Raw genomic sequence first — 24,475 nt, forward strand, 5'->3', positions numbered from 1 at the left:
AGTGCTTAAGGACCTATGGCGCGGATGAGGCCGGCATACTGTCGGTCTGCGCGGCTGTGGCGGCGGCTGAGGTCAGATAGCGTTCCACGAGGGTGGAGTATTGTGGTGTGGTCTTGAAGCGGCGTATCTGGGCGTCGAGGGTGTCGGCAAGCGCGGTGTTGTCTTTGTTGACTACCCATGACTGGAACTGGGTGAACGATACTGGTGTGGCCAGGTTGACGTCAGGATAGTCCTCGGCGAGGCGTGTGGCTTTGGCTTCGTTTATGACGGCGCGCGGGATGCGCCCCATTGCGGTCAGCATGAAGAGTTGCTCGGCGCTGTGGATAGAGTCGTGACGCAGGATTATGGTGTCGCCGATCTCATGGCTCAGGTTGCGGAGGCGTTCGGCGATCGGTGTGCCTCCTACTGTCCAGACTTCCTTGCCGGCGAGGTCGAGGCGCGAACGGACGGTGGTGTCGAGGCTTATGAGTACCTGGCGGTCGAGGTAGACGGGTTCGGTGAAGCGGAAGCTGTCGCGCCGCGAGGAGGTAAGCGGATAGTCGGAGATGACCACGTCATAGACGCCGCGTTTCAGCTCGTCGAGTGCCGAGGTGACGGATGATATTGGGTAGAATTTGACATTGTCTCCATAGAGGGTGGCCATCTGTTTCATCATCTCGTAGTTGAAGCCTGCGAGTGAGTCGCCGTAGCGGTAGAGCGACATGGGTGAGTAGTCGATGGCCACGTTGATGGTGTCGCCTTTGGCGCGTGTGTATTCATAGCCGTTGTTTGCTACGGGCGAGGAGCAGCTTTTGACCGAGACGATCACTCCGACGGCTATGAGTATGAGCGAGAGGAGTATGCCTCCGCGGGGGCCGTGGAAGAAGTCTGCGAGGTTGCCGTGGCGTGGGCGGCCGGTGGTTTTATAGTCAGGGTCTGTGGGTGTCATAGGGCCGGTTGTCTGATACATTTATGTATATATAAACAATCGGCCGGCGAAAAAAGGTTGACGGATGAGCCTGTGCTTCGGCTTGTCAGGAGCGGATCAGTTTGAGAAGTCTACTATCACGCCCATCTGGAAGCGGCGCGGGTTGAGCGGATAGTGGGGCATGGAGAAGTAGTTGTTGTCGCCGATGAGGCCTTGGTTGACGTGTGAGAAGAGCACGAAGAAGCGGGCGCGTGAGAGCTTGAGGTTGAGATAGGCTGTCATGAAGGGGTAGTTTCCGCAGTCGATCTCGCGCTGGTTGCAGAAGGCCATTGTGGCGGGCTGGTAGGCGGGGGCCTTGTATTTTGTGTAGTAGTCGCAGTCTACACCGAGCTGGACTTTGAGCACTCTCGCCACTCTGAAGAGCAGATAGAGGTTGGAGTAGACGGCCAGTCTGGGCAGAGGTATGACTGCATCGTTGGTTGATGTCTGATAGATGATGGTATTGTCCCAGTTGAGCGCGCGCCAGCGGAGGTTCTGCTGTGCGCGGATGCTGAACACCTGCACGCTGCCGCTTTCCTGGGTGGGGAGTCCGTCGGCGTTGAAGTAGATGTGGTTCTGGATGTTTTCCACTCCGACGTTGATGTTGGTTCCGGTGTGGGGGATGTCGAGGATGCCGCCGAGGCGGAGGCGCCGGATTTTTCCGAAATCGTTTTTCCAGGCGAAGTGGTTGGAGATGAAGTTGTTCATCAGATATGGCGCCGAGGTGTTGCTGAAAAGGCCATAGGCTTTGACCGATACGGTGTCGCCGAGCAGTCTGAATCGGGTCGATGCGTTGCCATCGATCTTGATTTCGCCTGCTGCGGGACCGATGAGTCCGATGTTGGCGGTGGCCTCGTAGTTGAGCAGATGGCCCTGCTGTTTGGTGAGCTGTGCGCCTACGTAGAGCAGGTTTTCATTGGCCTTGTGGGCGAGGCGCGACTCGAAGGGGTAGGGTGTCAGTGCGGCGGGGCGGTCGTCGCCTGAGATTGCCAGGGTGTCGGGTGTCTGCCAATAATGGCGTATCTCGTGGGTGACGAAGGCGGCGAGACCAGCTTTGGCGTATTTGTTGAAGCCTTCAAGCAGAGAGATGCCTATGGTGTTGCGCAGAGAGTTGTATTTGGTGCGGTCGCAGGTGGCATCGGCGTCAAGATAGTGGTTGGCCCAGTATTCCTTGCCTTCCGAGGAGCTGGTGTTGGTGAAGCGGTGGCGGGAGTCTTTGTAGTCAAGAGTCCAGATGAAGCTCGACACGGGGACGTATTCGCGGGCCACTACGGAGTCGTTTTCGTCGCGGGTCTCTTTCCAGAAGCCCACTTTGTAGCGGTGGTTCATGTAGAACTGCTGTCCGCGCACACGTGAGTGGGCTGCTGACAGATAGGTCGGGATACTTTTGGGGTTGATGGTCGAGACTCCGCCCTGGATTTTGGCCGGATCGGTGATGTAGAGGTCGTCGGTGATGCCGCCGTTTTCCTTGTTGAGGAAGTTGAAGGAGTTGAAGAAGGCCTGCATTTCATAGCGGTCGCCCATGTAGGACCCTGATAGCCCCCAGGAGAAACCTTTGGCGGCCTGATATTCATAACTGCCTTTGGAGTAGGGATAGTGGACGCGGGCACCGATCTGCGCGCGCTTGCTGATATTGCCTGAGAAGAGCATGCGCAGATAGTCCTGGGCTATTTCGCGTCCGCCTCCGGTGTTGTAGCCCAACTGGGTCACGGGGATGCGGGTGTTGAAAAAGCGCATGTTGTCGACGGTCGGAATCCAGAACTGTTTTGCATCGCGGAAAAAGAAGTCGCTCATGGGCTCGCGTTCCATGAAGATCATGTTTTTGCCGACGGAGGCCTGATTGCCTGTGGTGGCGAAGGCAGGGCTGACAGAGGTAGGGACGGCCGTGCGGTAATAGTTGTGCATGAGGGTATCCATCGGGACCCGTTCGCGCAGTCCGAGCGGCTGGATGATGCGCCAGCTGTATGACAGCGAGTCAGACGGTGTGTCATCTTTGCCGAACCCCTGAAGTCCGGCAATGAGTATGGTGAAAATGATGAGGATATGCTTTTTCATAATGTGCCTGCAAAGGTACTTAAAAATCGCGCATAAAAAAAATTATCCGTCATCTCGACGAATAATCTTCTTACCTTAAATCTAATACCATGAAAAACTGATGCAAAGGTATAGACTTTTTGGGATATGTCAAATATTTATGTTTAAAAACATCTTTGTTTTAACTTTATTTTACTATTCGGGTATTGGAATGAGATTTTGTTAACAGGGATTAAGCTTTTGCGGAGATTAAGAGGCCGTTTTTAAACAGCCCCTAAGAACTTTGGAGCGGCGGCTATTTCCGGGTGATGGAAAAAATGTTGACAGCGTTGCCTCCGCGTTTTTTGCGGCCCTGTGAGGTGACGACTATGTATTTTCCGTCGGCTGACCGACCGAGGCCTACTGGGTAGGAGTCGCAGCGGATCGAGGTCTCGAGTTTCATGGTCCGGGCGTTGACTATGTCGATACGGTTGGCGAAGTTGCAGGCAGCATAGACATATCTGCCGTCGGGCGAGACTTCGATGGTGCGCGCGCCGGCACCAACCTTGCATCCTTTCCATCCGTTTGCCTTGATGGCGCGGCGTTTTGCGGCCGAGGCCGAGGCGATGGCGCTGCCGAGGCTGTCGGTGTGAATTTTCCAGACCATGCCGTTGACGTTGCAGGAGGCGAAGAGGTTTTTGCCGTGGAGGGTGAGGTGTCTTACATTATATATATTGTTGATGAAGCCTATGTGTTTCATGGTTTTCAGGTCGACCACGGCTATGGAGCCTGCCATGCAGCCGATGAGCATGTGGCGGTCGCCGGGTAGGAAGACTGTGCCGCGCAGGAGGTAGCCGGAGTTGGAATCGCGGTTCACGGATTCGTTAAGCGGAAAGTCGAGTTTGAGTTTGTTGCCGATAGTGACGGGCGGCAGATGGCTCCAGCGGGCCGGATCGGGCGAGGAGATGTCAATCAGGCCTACGGTGTTGTCGCCCCAGTGGGTGACTGCAAGAAGTCGGCCGGAGTTTGAGACGGAGACCATCTTGGGGAGAGGGCCGGTGTCAAACATGCGGACAATCGAGTCGGTGCGGGTGTCAACCACGGCCATTGCCGAGGGGTCCTGGGCATTGATGTCGAAGGTGCGGCGGTAGTAGGGAATCCAGAGGTATCGGCCGCTGTGGGAGAAGGTCATCTCCACGGGTTTCCCGCTGAAAGATCTGCGGGCGCCGTTGAGATAGTGTTCCCACTTATAGTGAGGCGAAGAGGTCCAGTTGTCGCCCTGTCCGTTTTTGAATGTGTGGCTGATTACTTTCAGCTTGCGCATGCTTCGGGCATCATAGACTATGGTGCGGCAGCCTTCAAGTGAGTTCACATAGAAGCGAGAGCCGTCGGGGTGGAAGGCGGCTGACTTCGGCGAATGGATGTCGGTGTCATAGGTGGAGCGCTGTGAGGCGTTGAACTGCTGCTTTTTGCCGATATTGGTGATGGTGATTGCTCCGTCGCGTGTCGAGGCTTTGTCGCCTATTTCGGAGCGGACCAGGGCTGGTTCGTCGGTCTGCGCTGTGGCCGGAATGAATGTTGCGGCAGTCAGGAGCATGGCTGTAGCCGCGCGCATGATGAGCCGGAGAGGGTGTGTCGGGTGGTGTGATGTCATTTTCCTTTGATGGTTTGTTGAAATGATTGGTCAGGTTGGAATTTGATTTCTATAAGCTGTTTTTAGCAGCCCTTTAAATTGTGTGTCGATGAATCATCGGTGGTTCCGTGTGTCGGATTGCAACGCATGAAAAAATGCGGGCGCTAAGATAATGAAAATTTTGCAGATAGCATCTGTCGGGAATACAAAAAAGCGGTCTGAGCGCACGGGGTGAGGCTCAGACCGCTTGATATGTGTGTGTGGAAGGAAAGGCCTATTCCTTTGCCGGGAAGGCGCTTATTCCCACTCGATTGTGGCCGGCGGTTTGGAGGAGATGTCGTAGCAGACGCGGTTGACGCCGCGGACTTTGTTGATGATGTCGTTGCTGACTTTGGACATGAAGTCGTAGGGGAGGTGGGCCCAGTCGGCGGTCATGGCGTCGGTCGAGGTTACGGCGCGCAGGGCTATGGCACGTTCGTAGGTGCGTTCGTCGCCCATGACTCCTACGCTCTGCACGGGGAGGAGGATGGCTCCTGCCTGCCATACTTTGTCATAGAGATCCCAGTCGCGGAGACCGCGGATGAAGATGTCGTCGGCGTCCTGGAGGATGCGGACTTTCTCAGGGGTGATGTCGCCGAGAATGCGGACGGCGAGGCCGGGGCCGGGGAAGGGGTGACGTTTGATGAGGTGGTCTGGCATGCCGAGCTGACGGCCTACGGCGCGGACTTCGTCTTTGAAGAGCAGACGGAGGGGTTCGCACAGACGGAGGTTCATCTTTTCGGGCAGACCGCCTACGTTGTGGTGGCTCTTGATGGTTGTGCCGGTGATGGAGAGGCTTTCGATGCAGTCGGGGTAGATGGTTCCCTGAGCGAGCCATTTGACGTCTTTGATCTTATGGGCTTCTTCATCAAACACATCGATGAAGCCTTTGCCTATGATCTTGCGCTTGCGTTCGGGTTCGGTGACTCCGGCGAGTTCGCTGAAGAATTTTTCAGAGGCGTCGACGCCGATCACGTTGAGGCCGAGACATTCGTAGTCGTGGAGCACGTCGCGGAATTCGTTTTTGCGCAGCATGCCGTGGTCTACGAAGATGCAGGTGAGGTTCTTGCCGATGGCGCGGTTGAGGAGCACTGCGGCTACCGAGGAGTCGACTCCGCCACTGAGGCCGAGCACCACCTTGTCATCGCCGAGCTGCTCTTTGAGCTGGGCCACTGTAGATTCGATGAATGATTCGGCAGTCCAGTCCTGCTTGCCGCCGCAGATGTCGACCACGAAGTTGCGCAGAAGCTGGGTTCCGTGTTCCGAGTGGTAGACTTCGGGGTGGAACTGCACGCCCCAGGTCTTTTCGCCTTCAACCTGATAGGCGGCTATTGCAACCTTGTCGGTGGAGGCTATGGTGTTGAATGAGTCGGGGATCGCGGTGATGGTGTCGCCGTGGCTCATCCACACCTGTGATCCTGCGGGGATGTTTTTGAACAGAGGGTTGGCGGTGTCGATCTTTGTCAGGTGGGCACGGCCGTATTCGCGTGAAGGAGCGGGTTCCACACTGCCGCCTGAGGTGTAGGCGATGAACTGAGCTCCGTAGCAGATGCCGAGCACCGGCAGGTGTCCGCGCAGGCGCGAGAGTTCGGTGCGGAAGGCTTTTTCATCGTAGACCGAGAAGGGGGAGCCTGAGAGAATCACGCCGATGACCGAGGGGTCGTCGTAGGGGAACTTGTTGTAGGGCAAGATCTCGCAGTATTCGCCGAGCTCGCGCACACGGCGTCCGATGAGCTGTGTGGTCTGCGATCCGAAGTCAAGAATGATTATCTTTTCCTGCATAAAGTGGGAATAAGAGATGGTTGTGGTAATGGATTGATTTCTGAGTGCAAATTTACTCAAAAATCGTGAGATTTTCACCCCGTCGCAATAAAGATGGTGAAATTTTATTAAAGCGCCTCAAAAGTGCTTTAAAATAGGCTCAAATAGTAGTTTAAAGGCGGTTATGTGAGAAAAATTGAGTAATTTTGCGGGCTAATTCAAAATGAGACAATGAACAGAATAAAACTTTTTCTGACCGATGTAGACGGGACGCTGACTGACGGGGGTATGTATTACACCGCCGGGGTGATGCCATGAAAAAGTTCAACGCGCGCGACGGCATGGGGCTGCTGCTCCTTCAGAAGGCCGGCATAAAGGTGGGGATCATCACCAGCGAGAACACCGGCATTGTCAGAAGCCGTGCCGAAAAGCTCGGTGTGGATTTTCTTGTCCAGGGCCGGCGTGACGGCGGCAAGCTTGAAGCCGCGCTTGAGATCTGTGCCCGGATAGGCATCGGGCTTGACGAGGTGTCATACATAGGCGATGATGTCAATTGCAGCGATCTGCTGCGCGCCGCTGGTGTGGCTGCCTGTCCGGCCGATGCGATGGCTGCCGTCAAGGCTATAGAAGGAATACGGATAATGAATCTTAAAGGAGGAGAGGGCTGTGTGCGGGAGTTTGCCGAAGCGGTCCTTTCCGGGGAATATTGACAGATTGTTTAAAAACAATCTCTAAACCAATACTGAAACAAATGAGCAAAGTAAAAATATCAGTGACTTTCATGCTGCTTGCGGTGACGTTCTGCGTCTGCCTGATAGTCAGCAATCTGATGGAGATAAAGACTGTGGATCTGGGTCCGCTCACCATAACTGCGGGCGTGGTGGTCTTTCCGATCTCCTATATTCTCAATGACTGTATAGTCGAGGTCTATGGCTTCAGCAAGGCGCGTCTTGTCATCTGGCTCGGCTTCGGGATGAATCTTCTTGTCTCGCTGCTGCTGCAGCTCGGCATCTGGCTTCCAGGAGCGCCGTCGTGGCAGGGCCAGGAGGCTATGGAGGTGGTCTTCGGGGCTGTCCCGCGCATCTTCGCGGCCAGTTTCATTGCCTTCCTGTGTGGCTCGATGGTCAATGCTTATGTGATGTCGCGCATGAAGGCTGCCTCTAACGGACGCCGCTTTTCTCTGCGGGCCATCGTGTCGTCGCTGTGGGGCGAGGGGGTTGATTCGGTGATCTTCTTCCCGATGGCTTTCGGCGGCATCCTTGCATGGAATGAAATAGCGATGCTGATCATCACGCAGACCTTCCTGAAGACTTTCTACGAGGTTCTGATCCTGCCGGTGACCATGAGGGTTGTAAAGATGCTGCGCGATCATGAAGGCGGCGATGTGACAGATGATAGCCGGACGTCATACAAATGGTGGAAGATCAATGAAATATGAAGGTGTCAAGTGGGTGTGGTTCGATCTTGACGACACTCTGATTGATTTTCATGCCAATTCGCGGCTGGCCAATGCGATCATCTATCGCGAGGCCGGCCTTGACCGCTATTATGCCACTCCTGAGCAGTGGATCGAGGCATATGAGGGGCACAACCGCCTGCTGTGGGACCGCTACAGCCGAGGGGAGATCACGCAGGGTTTTCTGCGTGTCGACCGTTTCGCCACACCGCTGTCTCCCCGCTGGGCCGGAAGTCGCGAAGATCTTGAAGCCTTCTGCTGGAGGCTCGACAGGGAGTATCTCGACCGGCTTGCCGAGCAGACGGTGATGATTGACGGTGCCGTTGAGCAGCTCTCCCGCCTGCGCGCGCATTATAATATAGGTGTGCTCAGCAACGGGTTCAAGGAAGTGCAGCATCGGAAGCTGGAAAACACCGGACTCGCGCCGCTTGTGGATCTTGTGGTGCTCAGCGATGACGTGGGCTTCAACAAACCTGACCTGCGTATCTTTGCCTATGCCATGAAGCGCGCCGGAGAGATGGATCCGCAGGCCCATCTGATGATCGGCGACAACCTTGCGGCCGATGTAGGCGGGGCTGTCAGGGTGGGCTGGCGTGCAATACACTTCGACCGCACTCAGCCGGGGTTGCGCTGGAGAGGAAGCCATATTGCCATAGCCGATCTGAAGCTGCTTGAGGGGCTTCTGTGAGGCTTTTTCGGCGTTTTTTCGCGCTAAAGTGGTGAGAAAGTGAAATTTAAGCAAAAAATTATAGGAATTATAGTTGATAATCCAAAAAAAGTTCCGATATTTGCACTTGCAAAAAATTGCGCCTTGAAAAAGCGCAACGTCAAAGATATTAACCAATTATAAAATTCATATTGTAATGACTAAAGCTGACATCGTTAACGAGATCTCAAAATCAACCGGAATTGACAAGGCCAACGTGCTCGAAACCATCGAGAAATTCATGGAGACCGTAAAGGAATCTCTCTCTCACGGCGAAAACGTCTATCTTCGCGGCTTCGGTAGCTTCATCACCAAGGTGCGTTCGGAAAAGACTGCCCGTAACATATCAAAGAACACCACTATCATCATCCCCGAACACCGCATCCCCGCTTTCAAGCCCGCCAAGGTGTTTATGGAAGAGGTTAAGGATCTGAAATAATTCTGCCTGCCAGAAAATCCAACTTTTAGTTAAACAAAATAAATACCAACCACATGCCAAGCGGAAAGAAAAGAAAAGGCCACAAGATGGCTACCCACAAGCGTAAAAAACGCCTTCGCAAAAACCGCCACAAGAAGAAATAATTCTTGCGTAGTTGCGTAATGAACACGAAGAACAAACTCTTTTGCCCGGCTCTTGAACAAAGACGCACGCAAAAGGTTTGTTCTTTGCGTCATTTCTCTAATCCGGATAACGCTTATCAATGAAAAGTGAACTGATTGTAGACGTACAGCCCGGTGAGGTTTCGATAGCCTTGCTTGAGGATTCGCGGCTCGTATCCTTGCAGAAGGAGTCGCGCAACATCGCCTACGCTGTCGGAGACATCTATCTTGCCAAAGTCAAGAAACTGATGCCCGGCCTTAACGCCGCCTTCGTCAACGTGGGCTACGAGAAGGACGCTTTTCTTCATTATCTGGATCTCGGTTCTCAATTCTCCACCTACTCGGCCTTTCTGAAGGCCATTCTCGTCGACAAGAAGTCTGACACCACCGTCCCGAAAATCAAGCGCCTGCCCGACATCGACAAACACGGCGCCATCACCGGCGTCCTGGAGCCGGGCCAGGAACTCATGGTTCAGATAGTCAAGGAGCCTATCTCGTCGAAAGGCCCCCGTCTGACCACTGAGATCACTTTCACCGGACGCTACATGGTGCTCATACCATTCGGCGACAAGATCTCCCTTTCGCAGAAAATCAAGACCACGGAAGAAAAACTCCGCCTGCGTCAGCTCATCGAAAGCATCAAGCCGAAAAACTTCGGAGTAATCATCCGCACCTCGGCCGAAGGAAAGAGCGTAAGGGAGCTGCACCACGAGCTCAAAACCCTCCTGCGCTGCTGGGAGGAGACAGTGGCAAAAGCGCAGAAAGCAAGCGCCCCGGCTCTCATTTTTGAAGAGGAAAGCCGCATCGTCGGAATGCTTCGCGACGTATTCAGCCCCACTTTCGAGAGCATTCATGTCAATGACAAGGAAATCTTCAGCCAGATTTCAAAGTATGTCAACCTCATTTCACCGGAGAGCAAAGACATCGTCAAGCTTTATGAGGACGATGTCCCCATCTTCGATCATTTCAGCATCACCCGCCAGATAAAATCGTCGTTCGGAAAGACGGTTTCATTCAAATCAGGCGCCTATGTAATCATCGAACATACCGAGGCACTCCATGTCATTGACGTCAACTCCGGCAACCGCTCGAAAGCCGCGCCTGACCAGGAAAGCAACGCGCTTGAGGTCAACCTGCGGGCCGCCGACGAGATAGCCCGCCAGCTACGCCTGCGCGACATGGGCGGCATCATCGTCATCGACTTCATCGACATGAACAAAGCCGAGCACCGGCAGAAACTCTATGAACACATGCGCGAGGTGATGGCCAATGACCGCGCCCGCCACAACATTCTGCCGCTGAGCAAGTTCGGGCTGATGCAGATCACCCGCCAGAGAGTGCGCCCGGTGCTTGACATAAACACCTCCGAAACCTGCCCGTCGTGTCACGGCAAAGGCGAGGTGCGCCCGTCGCTGCTCTTCACCGATCTGCTGCACGAAAAACTCGACTATCTGGTCAACACGCTTAAGACCAAACACTTTGTGCTCTATGTGCACCCCTTCGTGTCGGCCTATCTGAAGAAAGGTTTCCCGTCGCTCTACCGTCGCTGGCAGCTTGAATTCGGCTTCAACTTCCGGATCGTGCCTGACGAATCGCTCGCCTATCTGCAGTATCGCGTACTTGACCGCGACCGCAACGAAATCGACCTCAAGGAAGAGAAAGACATGGACTCCTCGGCATCGAAATCAAAAGCAAAAACCAAGAACCGAACCCAGGAAGATTAGCATCCAAGCATTTTCCCTGTTCTTACGAACCCTATCAGAAACCTCCCGCCGCAGACTGCAAGGTCTGAGCCGGGAGGTTTTTCGCATCTTCCGGCAGTAGCGGCAGTCAGGGAATGGAGGGTGCTGAGTCCGTGTGTCGGCGTGGTTGGCCTTAAGAACAATTTCGAGGAGATTTTTTGTCGGGATTAAATTTGCTTTACAATTTTTTATGACTAATTTTGCAAGGGCTAAGAACGCCTGTGCGTAATTGGCCCGAAATCAATTTAATCACAACTAATTATAAGCATTAATCTATTATTTTTCATATCATGGATATTTCCCACATCGAGCACGTAGGCATCGCAGTTCCTGATCTGAAGGAAGCCATCGCCTTTTACGAAAACACTCTTGGCCTTAAATGTTTTGCCATTGAAGAAGTTGAAGATCAGAAAGTACGCACCGCCTTCTTCAAGGTAGGCCAGACCAAGATCGAACTTCTTGAAGGAACTTCTCCTGAAAGCGCCATCTCAAAGTTTATCGCCAACAACGGCGGCCGCGGCGGCATCCAGCACATCGCATTCGCCATTGAAGACGGTGTGGCCAACGCTCTGGCAGAAGTCGAAGGCAAAGGCTGCCGTCTGATCGACAAGGCTCCGCGCAAGGGTGCCGAAGGTCTGAACATCGCGTTCCTTCACCCGAAATCAACTTGCGGTACTCTTATCGAACTCTGCGAGGACCCCAACAAGTAACATCCATCTCCCATCCCCGTCAGCAATGACGGAGACAGAAGAAATCTACAACCAAGAACTCCACCCATTTTACTTCGAAACAAATGAGTAACCAGCTTGAAAAAGTAAAAGAGCTTATCGCCCTTCGCGAAGAAGCCCGCTTAGGCGGTGGCGAAAAGGCCATTCAGAAACAGCACGAGAGAGGCAAATACACAGCCCGCGAGCGTATCGCACAGCTTCTCGATGAAGGCTCTTTTGAGGAAATCGACATGTTTGTCCGTCATCGTTGCTACAACTTCGGACAGGAAAAGAAAAGCTATCTCGGCGACGGCGTTGTGACCGGCTACGGCACAATCGACGGCCGACTCGTATATGTATTCGCTCAGGACTTCACCGTGTTCGGCGGATCTCTCAGCGAGACAATGGCCCTCAAGATCTGCAAGATCATGGACATGGCCATGAAGATGGGCGCACCCGTCATAGGTCTCAACGACTCAGGCGGCGCACGTATCCAGGAAGGCATCAACGCCCTCGCAGGCTATGCCGAAATTTTCCAGCGCAACATCCTCGCCTCAGGCGTGATTCCCCAGATCTCCGGCATCCTCGGCCCCTGCGCCGGCGGTGCGGTGTATTCTCCCGCGCTGACTGACTTCACCATCATGACCAAGGGCATCAGCTACATGTTCCTCACCGGCCCGAAGGTGGTCAAGACCGTGACTGGCGAAGACGTGACCCAGGAAGCACTCGGCGGCGCAACCGTGCACTCGCAGAAGAGCGGTGTGGCACACTTCGCAGCCGAAGACGGCGAAGAGACCCTGCGCATCATCCGCAAGCTCTTCAGCTACATCCCCCAGAACAACCTCGAAGAACCGCCGCTGGTTGAATGCAACGACCCCATTGACCGTCTGGAAGACTCTCTGAACGAGATCGTGCCTGACTCGGCCAACCATCCCTATGACATGTATGAGGTCATCAACGCAATCGTCGACAACGGCGAATTCCTTGAAATCCAGCGCGAATACGCAAAAAATATCATCATCGGCTTTGCCCGTTTCAACGGCCAGGCAGTCGGCATAGTTGCCAACCAGCCCAAATATCTCGCCGGTGTGCTTGACAGCAACGCATCTCGCAAGGGTGCCCGCTTTGTCCGCTTCTGCGATGCCTTCAACATTCCTCTGGTGACCCTCGTCGACGTCCCCGGCTTCCTCCCCGGTACCGGTCAGGAATACAACGGCGTGATCCTCCACGGCGCCAAGCTCCTCTATGCCTACGGCGAGGCCACAGTGCCCAAGGTGACAGTCACACTGCGCAAGAGCTACGGCGGCAGCCACATCGTGATGTCATGCAAGCAGCTTCGCGGCGACATGAACTACGCATGGCCCACGGCAGAAATCGCTGTTATGGGTGGCGCAGGCGCTGTTGAAGTGCTCTATGCCAAGGAAGCCAAGGCAGCTGAAGATCCCGCCAAGGTGCTCCGCGAAAAGGAAGACGAATACAACAAGCTCTTCTGCAACCCCTACAACGCTGCCCGCTACGGCTATATCGACGACGTCATCGAACCTCGCAACACCCGCTTCCGCATCATCCGTGCCCTGCAGCAGCTTGCGACCAAGAAGGTTGTCAACCCGGCCAAGAAACACGGCAACATACCTCTCTAAACCGCGAGGGAAGGTCACCCCAAACCGATAAAACAAACATCAGAAAAAGTTATGAAGAAAAGACTTTTAACGCTGTTGCTGGTGACTCTCGCCTGTGTCACGGCAGTGTCGGCCCAAGGTCGCCGCGGTCTGCGCCTCAACGAGGTGATGATCGCCAACGACTCCACAAGTGTGGTGGACGACTTCGGCCGTTACAGTGCCTGGGTCGAGCTTTACAACTCGACTTTCGCACCGCTGGAGATCTCAAGCGTCTTCATCACCAACGACCGCAGCAACAATACTCTCTATCCCGTGCCTTTAGGCGACGTGAATACCGAGATTCCCGCCCGTCAGCATGTGCTGTTCTGGGCCGACGGAGAGCCCAACAAGGGAACTTTCCATCTGAATTTCACCTTCACTCCCGGCGAGGACAACTATCTTGCCATCTATGACGCCAACGGCCTGTCGCTCATCGACGAGATCGTGGTGCCCGGCAACCTGCTCCCCGGACAGTCATATGCCCGCAAGGCTGACGGCGAAGGCGGTATCAACAACCCTGAGGACTGGGAAGTGCGTGACGGCTCTGAAGCCAAGTATATCACGCCTTCAAGCAACAACATCATCAAGAGCACCAACAATAAGGTGGACAGCTTCGCTGAAAACGATCCCCACGGATTTGCGATGGCTGTGATGGCGATGTGCATCGTGTTCTCGGCGCTGCTCGTGCTTTCGATCTGCTTCTACATCATCAGCCGCATCGGAGCCTCTGTGTCGCGCTCGCGCAAGATCAAGGCTCTCAGCTCAGATGACGAAGAACTGGCAGACCACCATCACGAACAGGATTCAGGTGAGGTCATCGCCGCTATCTCGGCAGCTCTCTCCGAGCATCTCGATGCTCATGATCGCGAAAGCACAGTGCTGACCATCAACAAGGTGCGTCGTGCCTATTCGCCCTGGAGCTCGAAGATCTACAATCTGCGCGAACTTCCCCGCAAATAATCGTGTCCACCTCATTAACACTTTCAACCATTGAAACACTATCACGACAATGAAAGAATATAAATATAGAATCAACGGTAACCCATACACCGTCAAAGTCGGCGACATCGACAACAATATCGCCAAGGTGGAGGTCAACGGTGTTCCCTATAAGGTGGAACTCGAAAAGACCGAAAAGCCTGTGACCATCGTAACCGCCCCGCGTCCATCGGCAGCTCCCCGCACAGAGAGCGGCGCCAAGGTGATCGCCAAACCCAAAGCCGCAGCCGCAGGCTACAGCGTCGAGGCTCCTCTGCCCGGTGTGGTAGTTTCGGTCAACGTCAAAGTGGGAGATGTCGTCAAGGCATCTGACACTGTAGTTGTGCTTGAGGCTATGAAAATGGAAAATGCCATCCATGCAGGCCAGGACGGCACAGTTGCCTCGATCGCTGTCTCGGCAGGTGATTCCGTGCTCCAGGGTGCAGCCCTCATTACCCTCGAATAAAAAGAGTGAGTGTAGTCTTACAATCTGATTGAAAACCTCACTTCCAAGTAACAGCATCAATTATGTTTAGCGAATTCTTAACCCAAAACCTTCAGGAGTTCTGGCATCTGACAGGTTTCTACAACGCCACGTGGCAGCATCTGGTGATGCTGGTGGTGGGCTTGTTCTTCATCTGGCTTGCCATTAAGAAGAACTTCGAGCCCATGCTCCTCGTGCCTATAGGTTTCGGTATCCTTATCGGCAATGTGCCCTTCAACACTACCGCCGGTCTGGAAATCGGTATTTATGAAGAAGGCTCCGTGCTCAATATCCTCTACAACGGTGTGAGTGCAGGCTGGTATCCGCCTCTGATCTTCCTCGGCATCGGCGCCATGACCGACTTCTCGGCACTGATCGCCAATCCGAAGCTCATGCTCATCGGCGCTGCCGCGCAGTTCGGTATTTTCGGTGCCTACATGGTGGCTCTTCTTTTAGGCTTTGCTCCTGACCAGGCCGGTGCGCTTGCCATCATCGGCGGTGCCGACGGTCCGACAGCAATCTTCCTTTCGTCGAAACTCGCTCCGAACCTAATGGGCGCCATTGCCGTGTCGGCTTACTCCTATATGGCTCTCGTGCCAGTGATCCAGCCGCCGCTGATGCGCTTGCTGACCACCAAGAACGAGCGTCTGATCAAGATGAAGCCCGCGCGCGCCGTGTCGCAGAACGAAAAGATCATTTTCCCGATCGTGGGTCTGATCCTCACCTGCTTCGTTGTGCCTTCGGGTCTGCCGCTGCTCGGCATGCTCTTCTTCGGCAACCTTCTGCGTGAGTGCGGTGTCACCAACCGTCTGGCCAAGACTGCCAGCAATGCCCTCACCGATATTGTCACCATCCTTCTGGGCATGACAGTCGGCGCATCGACCCAGGCGTCAGAGTTCCTGACTTCGGAAACTATCCGCATCTTCCTTCTTGGCTTCATGGCGTTTATCATCGCCTCGGCCAGCGGTGTGATCTTCGTCAAGCTCTTTAATCTGGTTCTTCCGAAGTCCAAGAAGATCAATCCGCTTATCGGCAACGCCGGCGTTTCGGCCGTTCCGATGTCGGCACGTATTTCAAACAACCTCGGTCTGGAATACGATCCGAGCAACTACCTGCTGATGCACGCTATGGGCCCGAACGTGGCCGGTGTGATCGGTTCGGCTGTGGCAGCCGGTGTGCTTCTCGGATTCCTTGCCTGATGATATCAGGATCTGAATATCCCTTATAAAAACGCAGGGGCATAAATTTTAGCTGAATAAAATGTTATGCCTCTGCGTTTTTCATGATTACTTTCCTGCGATAAGTTATTTGTAATAAGTAACTCTGAAAAATTAATTTATACTATATGCGGAATTTATTCAGAGGCAGAATCGAGGAATGAAGAGGGAGTTTATAGACATAAACGACCGATGAAGAACTTGATTCTGACCGGAATAAAACCGCAGAGAGTATAAAAGATCCTCCATAGGAGATACTAATGTACATTATATCGTTTAATTTTGAAGAGTTACTTAAAAATTGTTCCAGGAATCCGGCCCTGATTGAGAACCATTGTGGCGGCAAGGGTGTTTATAAAATAGAAATTCTCACATCCGTATGCGTTTGATTTCAACTGCAGACCTCTTTTTTCGCCAATGCGGCACAGTGCATAGTGAATCGGCAGGCCTGATTTAAACCGAACAATAAGGTCCGGAACATTTATCCATTCTTTCTGATTTATGGTAACACGAAAACTTATTGATGCTCTCTACCGGAAATATAATCGGCCTCCGGCGTCGACAGACGAGCTTAACTTTTCTCTGCTTTTTGACTATGCGCTGGAAAATCACGGCATAGTCATTGATGAGGATGACCTGTTTATCGGAAGCGTTGATCCGTCATCGCCGTTTGCCAGAATTCCGCTCAGGCACATACACGAGATATTTGAATTTGAAAACCAGATAGCGATCGTGTTGCGCAACTCGATTGTCTTTCTGAGCAAGTCAGACTCTAAAGTGAATGTGCATCTGCGTATGGAAAAACCATCGGTCTGGTCGCGCATCAAAGATTCGTTGCTATATAGAGACTGACCGCCCGGCCGCTATTCTGTAATTACTTGTAATGATAAAGGATTCTTTCAACCGTGTGGCCCTTCTGACAGGGACTGAGGCTTTCGGGACTCTGGCCTCGCGCAGGGTCATAATCTTCGGCGTAGGCGGCGTGGGGAGCTGGACTGCCGAGACTCTGGTGCGCAGCGGTATAGCCCGGCTGACTATTGTCGATGCGGATACAGTGGCCGCCTCTAACATCAACCGTCAGCTGCCGGCCACGTCATCAACGGTAGGCCGTGTGAAAGTCGAGGTGATGAAGCAGCGTCTGCTTGACATCAACCCTGATGCCGAGATTGAAGCCATCCATGATTTTTATAACGCCGAAACCCAGTCGCGCTACGATCTCAGGGACTATGACTATGTCATAGATGCCATTGATTCGCTGGCTGACAAGGCTCTGCTCATTCTGAACGCAACGGCGGCAATGGCCGAGACGGCCAAAAGCTCCCGACCGGTGCACTTCTACTCATCGATGGGAGCGGCTCTCAAGCTTGACCCCTCGCGCATAGCCGTGGCTGAGTTCTGGAAAGTGAAAGGCTGCCCGCTTGCAGCGGCTTTAAGGCGCAAGTTTAAAAAATCGGGTGTTTTTCCGACCCGCAAGTTCCGCTGTGTCTATTCCGACGAACTGGTCGCAAATCATGCTGATGCGGTTATGCTCGCTGACCGGAGCGGGGCCATGACCTACGGAAAAGTGGCAGTCAACGGGGCTTTCATGCACATTACAGCTGTTTTCGGAATCACTCTTGCCTCTCTTGTCATCCGCGATGCCATCGGAAAGACTGTCTGAACGGACTTGAGATGTGCTTGTCAACCAAGCGCTAAGTCTCCTGTGATTAAGGAAATCTTTCATTATTGTAAATTTTGTTTTGATTCTGATAATTCCGACCTTTGCGCCCGAATTGTCAGTACCGACAGGTCACTTGGCCTGCTGTTTTTTGCCTTAAATTCACGTTTTTGAAAAATCAATCATAATCCATGAAATAAAAACTTTAGAAATGGTAACAGCTATTGTCACGTTTTTTATCCTCGGCTATCTGTGCATCGCACTTGAGAGTGTGTTGAAGATCAACAAAGCCGTACCCGCACTGCTTATGTGTGTTATCTGCTGGACTCTCTACGCCTGCGGCGTGGGCGACAGCGCTGACTATTCCGGACGTCTGCTCCATCATCTCGGAGAGACCTGCGAGATTCTCTTCTTCCTTATGGGCGCCATGACCATCGTGGAGATCGTCGATGCCAACGGCGGATTCTACTTCGTTCATGACGCATTGGCCACCAAAAGCAAAAGAGCTCTTCTGTGGCGCATCACAGCCATGACCTTCATCCTCTCGGCCATACTTGACAATCTTACCACCTCGATCGTGATGATCATGGTGCTGCGCAAGCTGATCGAAGACCACAAAGACCGCATGATCTACGGCGGCATCATCATAATCGCGGCCAATGCCGGCGGAGCCTTCTCGCCGATCGGCGACGTTACCACCATTATGCTCTGGATCAAAGGCATGATCTCGACCGGCGGTGTGATCTCTCAGCTCATCATCCCCTCGATTGTCTCGGTTGTCGTCTCGGCTCTCTGCGTCTCGCTCTACCTCAAAGGCGAGGTCGTGGCTCCGAAACAGTCTGAAGCCAATGAAGTCAGGAATTCTCCGGCTGACCGCAAGATCATACTCATCTTCGGTGTGGCCGGCCTGATCTTCGTGCCTATCTTCAGAATGCTCACCGGTCTGCCCCCTTTCATGGGCATACTCCTCGCTCTCGGTGTGCTGTGGCTTGTAAGCGAATGGCGCTCCAACCGTTGCTCTATCCTGGCCGGTGACTCGCATCTGAAAGTGACAACTCTGCTTTCGCGCATTGACCTCGCCACCATACTTTTCTTTCTCGGCATTCTCCTCGCAGTGGCCACCCTCCAGGAAACCGGAGTGCTCACCGCGTTCGGCCAGTGGCTCAATGAAGTCTCCAATGGCAACCACTATCTTGTGACCGGTGTCATCGGCGTGGTCTCAAGCATCGTTGACAACGTGCCCCTCGTGGCCGGCTGCATGGACATGTATGCCATCGCTCCGACCGGCGATTTTGCCTGCGACGGATTGTTCTGGCAGCTGCTTGCCTACTGTGCCGGAGTCGGTGGCTCGATGCTCATCATCGGATCGGCAGCCGGAGTGGTGGTCATGGGCCTCGAAAAAATCAGCTTCGGCTGGTATCTGCGCCGTTTCACCTGGATTGCCTTCGTCGGTTATATCGCAGGTATCGGAGCATATGCCCTCGAAACACTTTTCATGTAATTTTCAGCGGCATTTTCAGCTAAAAAGCTAAAATGTTTTGAAATACGAAAAAGAATTGCTAATTTTGCAACGCAAATCCGTGAGGCGTCCGCCGGGACAGTCTGAAACAGGGCGTTTTTGCGGCCGTCTCACCAATCAATAACTTAAATATCAATAATCAAGAAACCAAAATGATCATCGTACAAGTAAAAGAAGGTGAAAACATCGAAAAGGCACTGAAGAAATTCAAGCGTAAATTTGAAAAGACCGGTATCGTTCGCGAGCTTCGTTCACGTCAGGCTTTCCAGAAGCCCTCTGTGACCAACCGTAAGAAAATGATGAAGGCTGTTTACGTCCAGCAGCTTCGTGCCAACGAAGAATAAGATTTTTCTGATTAGCACTCTACCTTTAGACAATCAACCGAAAGGAGGTCAGGAAAACACCCGAAAATCACCCGAATTTATTTGAAAGAAACATATTCAATGGCGGTGAAGATTGCAGACTGCAACTCTTCATCGCTATTGTTGTGACTTGAAACGTTATATAATATAATACACCTATATTAATATAGGTATTGATATAAGCATTACTCACCTCTGACATTCCGCCTGCTGATTATGTCGCGCATATTTCTACTGTTGGCCTGCCATCTGACACTGCTCCTTGCAGTGTCATGCTCACATGCAGGTGTAGAAAAGAATGCCATATATGACGGCGGCAGTTTCGAACTGTATCCAGACAGCATTGTCCGGGGCCACCGGATCTACACAGCCTCCGGCCTCAGGGCGGCTGAGTCAGGCAGGGCAGGGTGGGGCGATTCGCTTCACAGAACCGTGGCCTACAGTTCGGCCGGACGCATGGCCGATGCACTGTTTGCCGCCGCGCTCGCCGATACTTCGGCATTGACAGTGGCTGATGTCAGGCTGGCAGGGGCCTTTCTGCGGCCAGAGGAGTCAATGGCTGCGCTCAGGGCAGAGGTGGCCGACGGCTGTATCCGCTGCCAGGATTTCCCGAAGATTTCCGACATAGGCTGCTGGGCCATTGCCGCCTGGGAACTGTATTGTGTGACCGGCTCGCGCCAGTGGCTCAAAGAAGCCTATGACATACTGACCGCCTCAATCCGCAAGCAGTGGAAGCAACCCTCCGGAAGAATCGCCCCCCTGGTGTGCGGGCAGGTCGCACGGATTGACAATCCTGCGGACTATTATCCTGACTGGATGACGGCGATGGACCGCTACCAGACACTGGCTCTGGAGGTCAACGTCTCGCAGGCCACGGCCAGTTCTGTAGCGTCGCGTATGGCCGGAGAACTGAATCTCTATGCCGAGCATGAGCATCAGATCCAGTTTGCAGCCTTGCGTTCAGCGATCAATGACCGCCTGTGGATTCCCGACGGGCAGCGCTACGGACAGTATCTCTACGGAGTTTATTATCCGGTGTTGTCAGCCGTGTCTGACAGTCGTGCGAACGCGCTCTGCGTGCTCAACGGCATAGCCACAGCGGAGATGGCCGAGGATCTGGTCAGCGCCATGCCGGTCTATCGTGACGGAGTACCTGATGTCTGTCCGCAGATCAACCCGGCTGCCGGCTCTTGCTCGCCGCTTACCCAGGCTCTTTTCACTCTTGCGGCCGCCAAGGTCCGCAACCCGCAGGCCTTTGTGCTTGGAGTGGCATCGCTTATGAACATGGCTGTTGACGGCAATCTAACTTCCGAGTGGCCGGCAGTGGTCTGCAAAGGCTTTTTCGGTATGGATTTCACTCCTGATGGCATTGACTTCCGACCGATAGTGCCGGTGGCATTCGCAGGAGACAAGACTCTGGGCGGTTTCCGTTATCGCGACGCGGTGTTTGACATCGTTATGCACGGCACGGGCGACCGTATCGCCACCTTTGCCGTCGACTCCGTATCGCTGGAGACCCCACGTCTGCCGGCCTCTCTGGAGGGCCGTCACAGGGTGGACATCACCCTGTCAGGCAACGATCTGCCGGAGTCTGGTGTGAACATCGTCGAGCGCAGAGATCTGCTCCACGTCCCGCAGCTGAGGTGGAGTGATGACGGCAGGACTGTCGAGATAATGGATTTCGACCCTGAGATCCGCTACAGTCTTTTTGTGGATGGAGTAATGACCCAGGTGCTCGGCGCTGAGCGCTATTCGCTCCCTCCGTCTGAGCCTTCAGTCTCCGCGATCATGCCCTCGCTTCCGGGTGGGCTGACCGGATTCTCGCCGCCCGGCCATGTCTATGCTCCGGGTCAGTCGGAAGTCACCGTACTCGCATCGTCAGTCATACCGCGCCGCCCGCCTATGCATCTGATCAGAGACCGCCGGACTGCCGACGGCTATATCGAGCTTGCCGCCCGCCACAACACCCGCATCACCTGCTATGCCAACGTCCCTGCCGCCGGTGACTACTTTCTGACCGTTGGCTACTCCAACGGTTCGCAGCGCGACGCGCTCCGCACTCTCAGCATCAACGGTCGCGATGTGGCCACTCTGGTCTGTCCCTCGTTCCATCATGACGACTGGGTGACCGTCAGACCGTCAAACACCGTGGTGGTCTCCCTGCAGGAAGGCCCCAACAAGATCGCGCTTACCTACATCAGCGGCACCATGCTGCTCAACAGAATAACATTACTGAAAAAGGTCCATTAGCCCGCGCTCCGTGGCTTCAACCGCATAAACAAGATATTTGATGAAAACAATCGGAATCATCTCTGACACCCATTCCTGCTGGGACGACCGCTATGCCGCCCATTTCAAAAACTGCGACGAGATATGGCACTGTGGCGATGTTGGTGACATCGGTGTGATACGCCGCCTCGAAGAGGTGGTGCCCGTGGTCAGGGCCGTGCGCGGCAACATTGACCACGGCGAAGTCTGCCGCAGGTGTCGGGAAGTAGAGTGCTTTCAGATAGAGGGTGTCAATGTCTGGATGACCCATATCGGAGGCTATCCCGGACGCTACGCCCCCGGCGTGAAGCGTCAGCTCATAGAAAACCGCGTCAACCTCATGGTCTGCGGCCATTCCCACATCCTTAAAGTGATGCCCGACGCCGAACTCGGCCTGCTTCACGTCAACCCCGGTGCTGCCGGTTATCACGGATGGCAGAAAGAGCGCACGCTCGTGCGCCTGACCATCGACACCGGTTCGGTTACCGGCCTTGAAGTCATCGAGCTCGGCAAAGTCAAAATCTGATTCCGGTCAGCAATCCGGTGCGGGCCGCCGGAAATGACAGGCCTGCCTGCTCTGATCAGGATGAAAAAAAGCAGAGGAGTCTGTGTCGCGCTGAGGTGACACAGACTCCTCTCTGTTCCGGCATTGACCGCTCCGTTCAGGCGGAGGGAAGCCATATACGGATAATGGAATTGATGATTGCTAATTGTCGAGACGCTTGCGGTTTATTTCAGATTACCGCTGTTGGCCTGGTCGATCATCTCCTTGCTTGCGGTGATGAAGATTTCTACACGGCGGTTCTGCGCGCGTCCTTCGGCAGTAGAGTTTGATGCGATATAGTCCTGCATGGGCAGACCTTCGGCAGAAAGACGGTTGGCCTGCACACCGCTGTTGAGCAGATAGTTGCGCACGGCGTTCGCACGTCCGGTAGCCACACGCTCGTTCACGGCGAGAGTGCCGGTGTCATCGGTGTAGCCGTAGATCTGCACGTTTGTGCCGGGGTTGTTGATGAGCGAAGCGGCAAACTTGCTCAGATCAGTGCGCGCGTTGGCGCTGAGGGTTGTGCCGTTGGTGGGGAAAAGGATTCCGCCGTTAAAAGTCACCTGGATTGCCTGGAGACCGTTTTCGTCAGTTACCTGCTTGATCTCGGCCTGCTTTGCGAGTTCGGCCTCAAGTTCGGCTTGCTGCTTGTCCATCTTCTTTCCGATGAGCACACCTGCGCCTGCGCCTACCGCAGCGCCTATAGCGGTACCGATGGCAGCGCCTTTACCGCCGCCGATGAGAGCTCCGAGGCCTGCTCCGAGAGCTGCACCGCCACCGCCGCCGATGGCTGCGCCCTTGCCCGTATTGGACCATGAAGAACATCCCGTGGAGAGAAGCACGCAGAGTGCCATTGCAGGAATTCCTAATGCTTTTGCGAGTTTCATTGCTTTTAATGTTTTTAAGTTAACGTGTTAAATTCAGACGCAAAAATAGGAAATTCCCTCAACATATCCCAATAAAATCTATAATCGGGACTGTTTTATCACTTTCTTGCGTCTACATTAGATAATACGTCCGGCAGAGCGATAAAGTTTTTTGTCGGGACTGTGTTCTTTGACAAAAAATTCTTAATTTTGTCAGCAGTTATGGTTGACGTAAAATCCTTCCGTCGGCATAACTGACACCGGTCAGCTGACAGCTGCGCGTCTAAAACGAAGGTTAACCTTAAATTTTTCGCCTTGCGCGCTAATATCAGACCTATCACAACACCGGCGCGCGGGTGTCCGATTTTTTGGCTTTCTTATGTCAACGAAGCGTTTTTCAGCCGGAAGCAACCTCATCTATCATGCCGGCGCGGCTGTGGCAGTCATGGGATGGGGTATCTCATTCATTTCAACCAAAGTCCTCATGGACAACGGCCTTTCGCCGATCGAAGTCTACATCTATCGTTTCGCCCTTGCCTATCTGGCCCTGCTGCTCTTCTGCCACAAGCAGATCAGAAGCAACACATGGCGCCATGAATTCATATTCATACTTGCGGGCCTCTTCGGAGGGTCGATCTACTTTATCTCCGAGAACGTCGCCCTGCAGTACACCCTGGTCAGCAACGTCTCGCTAATCACATCTCTCTCTCCGCTTCTCACGGTGTTGCTCATTGGCTTCCTCTACCGCTCGGAACGTCCGGGCAAAGCCACCATTTTCGGATCGGCTATAGCCTTCGTCGGAGTGGGGCTTGTGATTTTCAACAGTAGCTTCGCTCTGAGCATCAACCCCCTCGGCGACCTCCTCGCCCTGCTCGCTGCCCTCTGCTGGGCCGTCTACAGCATCATCATCAAGCAGCTCACACCACTCTACAGCGCACTGTTCATCACCCGCAAGACTTTCTTCTACGGAGTCCTGACAGCCCTTCCCTTCCTGCTCATCGAGCCTCATGTCACCTCTCCCGCCGTGCTCATACAGCCCAAACTGCTGCTCAACATTCTCTTCCTCGCCCTCTTCTGCTCTCTGTTCGCTTATCTGATGTGGGCAGTGATCAACGGCAAGATCGGAGCTGTCAAGGCCTCGAACTATATGTATTTCCAGCCCGTGGTAACCCTCATCTTCTCCTTCCTCATTCTTGGCGAGGAGATCACGCTGATCGGAGTGACCGGCTGCGCCATGATCCTGCTCGGAGTCTGGCTGGCCGACTACCTGCAGAAGCGCGGATCGCGCGCCGCAACGCGCCACTGATCAGCCCCGTGCC

The 24,475-nt window shown here is 53.9% G+C and carries 23 protein-coding genes; 17 read left to right on the forward strand and 6 right to left on the reverse strand.

Translation table 11 applies throughout. The annotated features are described in order from the left end of the window. Nucleotides 1–13: 13 nt before the first annotated feature. From E7745_RS04800 to guaA, 4 genes are all read right to left on the reverse strand, one after another. Nucleotides 14–928 (reverse strand): transporter substrate-binding domain-containing protein, encoded by a 915-nt coding sequence (locus tag E7745_RS04800; protein WP_160630753.1) that lies wholly within the window; start codon nucleotides 926–928, stop codon nucleotides 14–16. Between the two features lie 96 nt (nucleotides 929–1,024). Continuing rightward, nucleotides 1,025–3,001: a putative porin gene (locus E7745_RS04805; RefSeq protein WP_136408410.1), complete on the reverse strand. Its 1,977-nt coding sequence runs from the start codon at nucleotides 2,999–3,001 to the stop codon at nucleotides 1,025–1,027. A 274-nt stretch (nucleotides 3,002–3,275) separates the two neighbouring features. Further along, on the reverse strand, nucleotides 3,276–4,613 hold the full coding sequence (locus tag E7745_RS04810; protein ID WP_124075630.1) for a YncE family protein: 1,338 nt from the start codon (nucleotides 4,611–4,613) through the stop codon (nucleotides 3,276–3,278). A 276-nt stretch (nucleotides 4,614–4,889) separates the two neighbouring features. Further along, entirely contained in the window at nucleotides 4,890–6,413 is a 1,524-nt protein-coding gene (guaA, locus tag E7745_RS04815; protein WP_136408411.1) for a glutamine-hydrolyzing GMP synthase, read from the reverse strand. A 293-nt stretch (nucleotides 6,414–6,706) separates the two neighbouring features. On the opposite strand from guaA, the gene E7745_RS04820 reads away from it, so the two are divergent. From E7745_RS04820 to E7745_RS04835, 4 genes are all read left to right on the forward strand, one after another. Continuing rightward, a complete protein-coding gene (locus tag E7745_RS04820; protein ID WP_370291838.1) occupies nucleotides 6,707–7,102 on the forward strand; it encodes an acylneuraminate cytidylyltransferase in 396 nt (131 codons plus the stop codon). Between the two features lie 41 nt (nucleotides 7,103–7,143). Continuing rightward, the gene (locus E7745_RS04825) at nucleotides 7,144–7,830 is read left to right on the forward strand and encodes a queuosine precursor transporter (RefSeq protein WP_136408412.1); all 687 of its coding nucleotides are present in this window, start codon (nucleotides 7,144–7,146) and stop codon (nucleotides 7,828–7,830) included. Further along, nucleotides 7,820–8,536, forward strand: a complete 717-nt coding sequence (locus E7745_RS04830) for a YjjG family noncanonical pyrimidine nucleotidase (protein ID WP_168182007.1) — start codon at nucleotides 7,820–7,822, stop codon at nucleotides 8,534–8,536. Before E7745_RS04825 ends, E7745_RS04830 begins: the two co-directional genes overlap by 11 nt. A gap of 175 nt (nucleotides 8,537–8,711) precedes the next feature. Beyond that, nucleotides 8,712–8,993 (forward strand): HU family DNA-binding protein, encoded by a 282-nt coding sequence (locus tag E7745_RS04835; protein WP_107032403.1) that lies wholly within the window; start codon nucleotides 8,712–8,714, stop codon nucleotides 8,991–8,993. Between the two features lie 29 nt (nucleotides 8,994–9,022). Here the strand turns inward: E7745_RS04835 and E7745_RS14790 are convergent, their stop codons facing one another. Continuing rightward, the gene (locus E7745_RS14790; RefSeq protein ID WP_162496193.1) at nucleotides 9,023–9,229 is read right to left on the reverse strand and encodes a hypothetical protein; all 207 of its coding nucleotides are present in this window, start codon (nucleotides 9,227–9,229) and stop codon (nucleotides 9,023–9,025) included. A gap of 26 nt (nucleotides 9,230–9,255) precedes the next feature. On the opposite strand from E7745_RS14790, the gene E7745_RS04840 reads away from it, so the two are divergent. The 12 genes from E7745_RS04840 (at nucleotide 9,256) to E7745_RS04895 (ending at nucleotide 22,272) form a co-directional block, all read left to right on the forward strand. Further along, nucleotides 9,256–10,878 carry an Rne/Rng family ribonuclease gene (locus E7745_RS04840; RefSeq protein ID WP_107032404.1) on the forward strand — a complete coding sequence of 541 codons (1,623 nt, stop codon included), beginning with the start codon at nucleotides 9,256–9,258 and terminating at the stop codon, nucleotides 10,876–10,878. Between the two features lie 308 nt (nucleotides 10,879–11,186). Beyond that, nucleotides 11,187–11,606 (forward strand): methylmalonyl-CoA epimerase, encoded by a 420-nt coding sequence (gene mce, locus E7745_RS04845; protein ID WP_107032405.1) that lies wholly within the window; start codon nucleotides 11,187–11,189, stop codon nucleotides 11,604–11,606. Between the two features lie 83 nt (nucleotides 11,607–11,689). Next, a complete protein-coding gene (locus E7745_RS04850) occupies nucleotides 11,690–13,243 on the forward strand; it encodes an acyl-CoA carboxylase subunit beta (RefSeq protein WP_107032406.1) in 1,554 nt (517 codons plus the stop codon). A gap of 51 nt (nucleotides 13,244–13,294) precedes the next feature. Then, the gene (locus E7745_RS04855; RefSeq protein ID WP_107032407.1) at nucleotides 13,295–14,221 is read left to right on the forward strand and encodes an OadG family transporter subunit; all 927 of its coding nucleotides are present in this window, start codon (nucleotides 13,295–13,297) and stop codon (nucleotides 14,219–14,221) included. 49 nt (nucleotides 14,222–14,270) lie between these two features. Beyond that, on the forward strand, nucleotides 14,271–14,705 hold the full coding sequence (locus tag E7745_RS04860) for a biotin/lipoyl-containing protein (RefSeq protein WP_107032408.1): 435 nt from the start codon (nucleotides 14,271–14,273) through the stop codon (nucleotides 14,703–14,705). A 62-nt stretch (nucleotides 14,706–14,767) separates the two neighbouring features. Beyond that, a complete protein-coding gene (locus E7745_RS04865) occupies nucleotides 14,768–15,922 on the forward strand; it encodes a sodium ion-translocating decarboxylase subunit beta (RefSeq protein ID WP_136408414.1) in 1,155 nt (384 codons plus the stop codon). Nucleotides 15,923–16,441: 519 nt separating this feature from the next. Then, nucleotides 16,442–16,792, forward strand: coding sequence for a hypothetical protein (locus E7745_RS04870; protein ID WP_123398805.1), 351 nt, complete (start codon nucleotides 16,442–16,444; stop codon nucleotides 16,790–16,792). Between the two features lie 31 nt (nucleotides 16,793–16,823). Beyond that, nucleotides 16,824–17,600, forward strand: coding sequence for a ThiF family adenylyltransferase (locus E7745_RS04875; protein WP_123398804.1), 777 nt, complete (start codon nucleotides 16,824–16,826; stop codon nucleotides 17,598–17,600). 208 nt (nucleotides 17,601–17,808) lie between these two features. Continuing rightward, nucleotides 17,809–19,098, forward strand: a complete 1,290-nt coding sequence (gene nhaD / locus E7745_RS04880) for a sodium:proton antiporter NhaD (protein WP_123398803.1) — start codon at nucleotides 17,809–17,811, stop codon at nucleotides 19,096–19,098. Nucleotides 19,099–19,268: 170 nt separating this feature from the next. Next, nucleotides 19,269–19,460: a 30S ribosomal protein S21 gene (rpsU, locus tag E7745_RS04885; RefSeq protein ID WP_107032413.1), complete on the forward strand. Its 192-nt coding sequence runs from the start codon at nucleotides 19,269–19,271 to the stop codon at nucleotides 19,458–19,460. Nucleotides 19,461–19,694: 234 nt separating this feature from the next. Beyond that, the gene (locus tag E7745_RS04890; protein WP_136408415.1) at nucleotides 19,695–21,728 is read left to right on the forward strand and encodes a hypothetical protein; all 2,034 of its coding nucleotides are present in this window, start codon (nucleotides 19,695–19,697) and stop codon (nucleotides 21,726–21,728) included. Nucleotides 21,729–21,768: 40 nt separating this feature from the next. After that, a complete protein-coding gene (locus E7745_RS04895) occupies nucleotides 21,769–22,272 on the forward strand; it encodes a metallophosphoesterase (protein WP_136408416.1) in 504 nt (167 codons plus the stop codon). A gap of 203 nt (nucleotides 22,273–22,475) precedes the next feature. On the opposite strand, the gene E7745_RS04900 is transcribed toward E7745_RS04895, so the two are convergent. Continuing rightward, complete coding sequence (locus E7745_RS04900; protein ID WP_107032416.1) at nucleotides 22,476–23,177, reverse strand: OmpA family protein; 702 nt, start codon at nucleotides 23,175–23,177, stop codon at nucleotides 22,476–22,478. Nucleotides 23,178–23,535: 358 nt separating this feature from the next. Between E7745_RS04900 and E7745_RS04905 the strand changes: the two genes are divergently transcribed. Then, the gene (locus E7745_RS04905; RefSeq protein ID WP_168182010.1) at nucleotides 23,536–24,462 is read left to right on the forward strand and encodes a DMT family transporter; all 927 of its coding nucleotides are present in this window, start codon (nucleotides 23,536–23,538) and stop codon (nucleotides 24,460–24,462) included. The last annotated feature ends 13 nt before the right edge of the window (nucleotides 24,463–24,475 follow it).

The sequence above is a fragment of the Duncaniella sp. C9 genome (genome assembly GCF_004803935.1).
Classification (GTDB): Bacteria; Bacteroidota; Bacteroidia; order Bacteroidales; family Muribaculaceae; genus Duncaniella; species Duncaniella muris.

What these genes read in the sequence shown, in the direction of transcription:
- E7745_RS04850 (WP_107032406.1), top strand. Translation starts at nt 11,690, where the DNA reads ATGAGTAACCAGCTTGAAAAAGTAAAAGAGCTTATCGCCCTTCGCGAA.
- guaA (WP_136408411.1), bottom strand. Translation starts at nt 6,413, where the DNA reads ATGCAGGAAAAGATAATCATTCTTGACTTCGGATCGCAGACCACACAG.
- E7745_RS04820 (WP_370291838.1), top strand. Translation starts at nt 6,707, where the DNA reads ATGAAAAAGTTCAACGCGCGCGACGGCATGGGGCTGCTGCTCCTTCAG.
- E7745_RS04875 (WP_123398804.1), top strand. Translation starts at nt 16,824, where the DNA reads ATGATAAAGGATTCTTTCAACCGTGTGGCCCTTCTGACAGGGACTGAG.
- E7745_RS04810 (WP_124075630.1), bottom strand. Translation starts at nt 4,613, where the DNA reads ATGACATCACACCACCCGACACACCCTCTCCGGCTCATCATGCGCGCG.
- E7745_RS04905 (WP_168182010.1), top strand. Translation starts at nt 23,536, where the DNA reads ATGTCAACGAAGCGTTTTTCAGCCGGAAGCAACCTCATCTATCATGCC.
- nhaD (WP_123398803.1), top strand. Translation starts at nt 17,809, where the DNA reads ATGGTAACAGCTATTGTCACGTTTTTTATCCTCGGCTATCTGTGCATC.
- mce (WP_107032405.1), top strand. Translation starts at nt 11,187, where the DNA reads ATGGATATTTCCCACATCGAGCACGTAGGCATCGCAGTTCCTGATCTG.
- E7745_RS04800 (WP_160630753.1), bottom strand. Translation starts at nt 928, where the DNA reads ATGACACCCACAGACCCTGACTATAAAACCACCGGCCGCCCACGCCAC.
- E7745_RS04855 (WP_107032407.1), top strand. Translation starts at nt 13,295, where the DNA reads ATGAAGAAAAGACTTTTAACGCTGTTGCTGGTGACTCTCGCCTGTGTC.
- E7745_RS04835 (WP_107032403.1), top strand. Translation starts at nt 8,712, where the DNA reads ATGACTAAAGCTGACATCGTTAACGAGATCTCAAAATCAACCGGAATT.
- E7745_RS04805 (WP_136408410.1), bottom strand. Translation starts at nt 3,001, where the DNA reads ATGAAAAAGCATATCCTCATCATTTTCACCATACTCATTGCCGGACTT.
- rpsU (WP_107032413.1), top strand. Translation starts at nt 19,269, where the DNA reads ATGATCATCGTACAAGTAAAAGAAGGTGAAAACATCGAAAAGGCACTG.
- E7745_RS04895 (WP_136408416.1), top strand. Translation starts at nt 21,769, where the DNA reads ATGAAAACAATCGGAATCATCTCTGACACCCATTCCTGCTGGGACGAC.
- E7745_RS04890 (WP_136408415.1), top strand. Translation starts at nt 19,695, where the DNA reads ATGTCGCGCATATTTCTACTGTTGGCCTGCCATCTGACACTGCTCCTT.
- E7745_RS14790 (WP_162496193.1), bottom strand. Translation starts at nt 9,229, where the DNA reads ATGACGCAAAGAACAAACCTTTTGCGTGCGTCTTTGTTCAAGAGCCGG.
- E7745_RS04825 (WP_136408412.1), top strand. Translation starts at nt 7,144, where the DNA reads ATGAGCAAAGTAAAAATATCAGTGACTTTCATGCTGCTTGCGGTGACG.
- E7745_RS04840 (WP_107032404.1), top strand. Translation starts at nt 9,256, where the DNA reads ATGAAAAGTGAACTGATTGTAGACGTACAGCCCGGTGAGGTTTCGATA.
- E7745_RS04865 (WP_136408414.1), top strand. Translation starts at nt 14,768, where the DNA reads ATGTTTAGCGAATTCTTAACCCAAAACCTTCAGGAGTTCTGGCATCTG.
- E7745_RS04900 (WP_107032416.1), bottom strand. Translation starts at nt 23,177, where the DNA reads ATGAAACTCGCAAAAGCATTAGGAATTCCTGCAATGGCACTCTGCGTG.
- E7745_RS04860 (WP_107032408.1), top strand. Translation starts at nt 14,271, where the DNA reads ATGAAAGAATATAAATATAGAATCAACGGTAACCCATACACCGTCAAA.
- E7745_RS04830 (WP_168182007.1), top strand. Translation starts at nt 7,820, where the DNA reads ATGAAATATGAAGGTGTCAAGTGGGTGTGGTTCGATCTTGACGACACT.
- E7745_RS04870 (WP_123398805.1), top strand. Translation starts at nt 16,442, where the DNA reads ATGGTAACACGAAAACTTATTGATGCTCTCTACCGGAAATATAATCGG.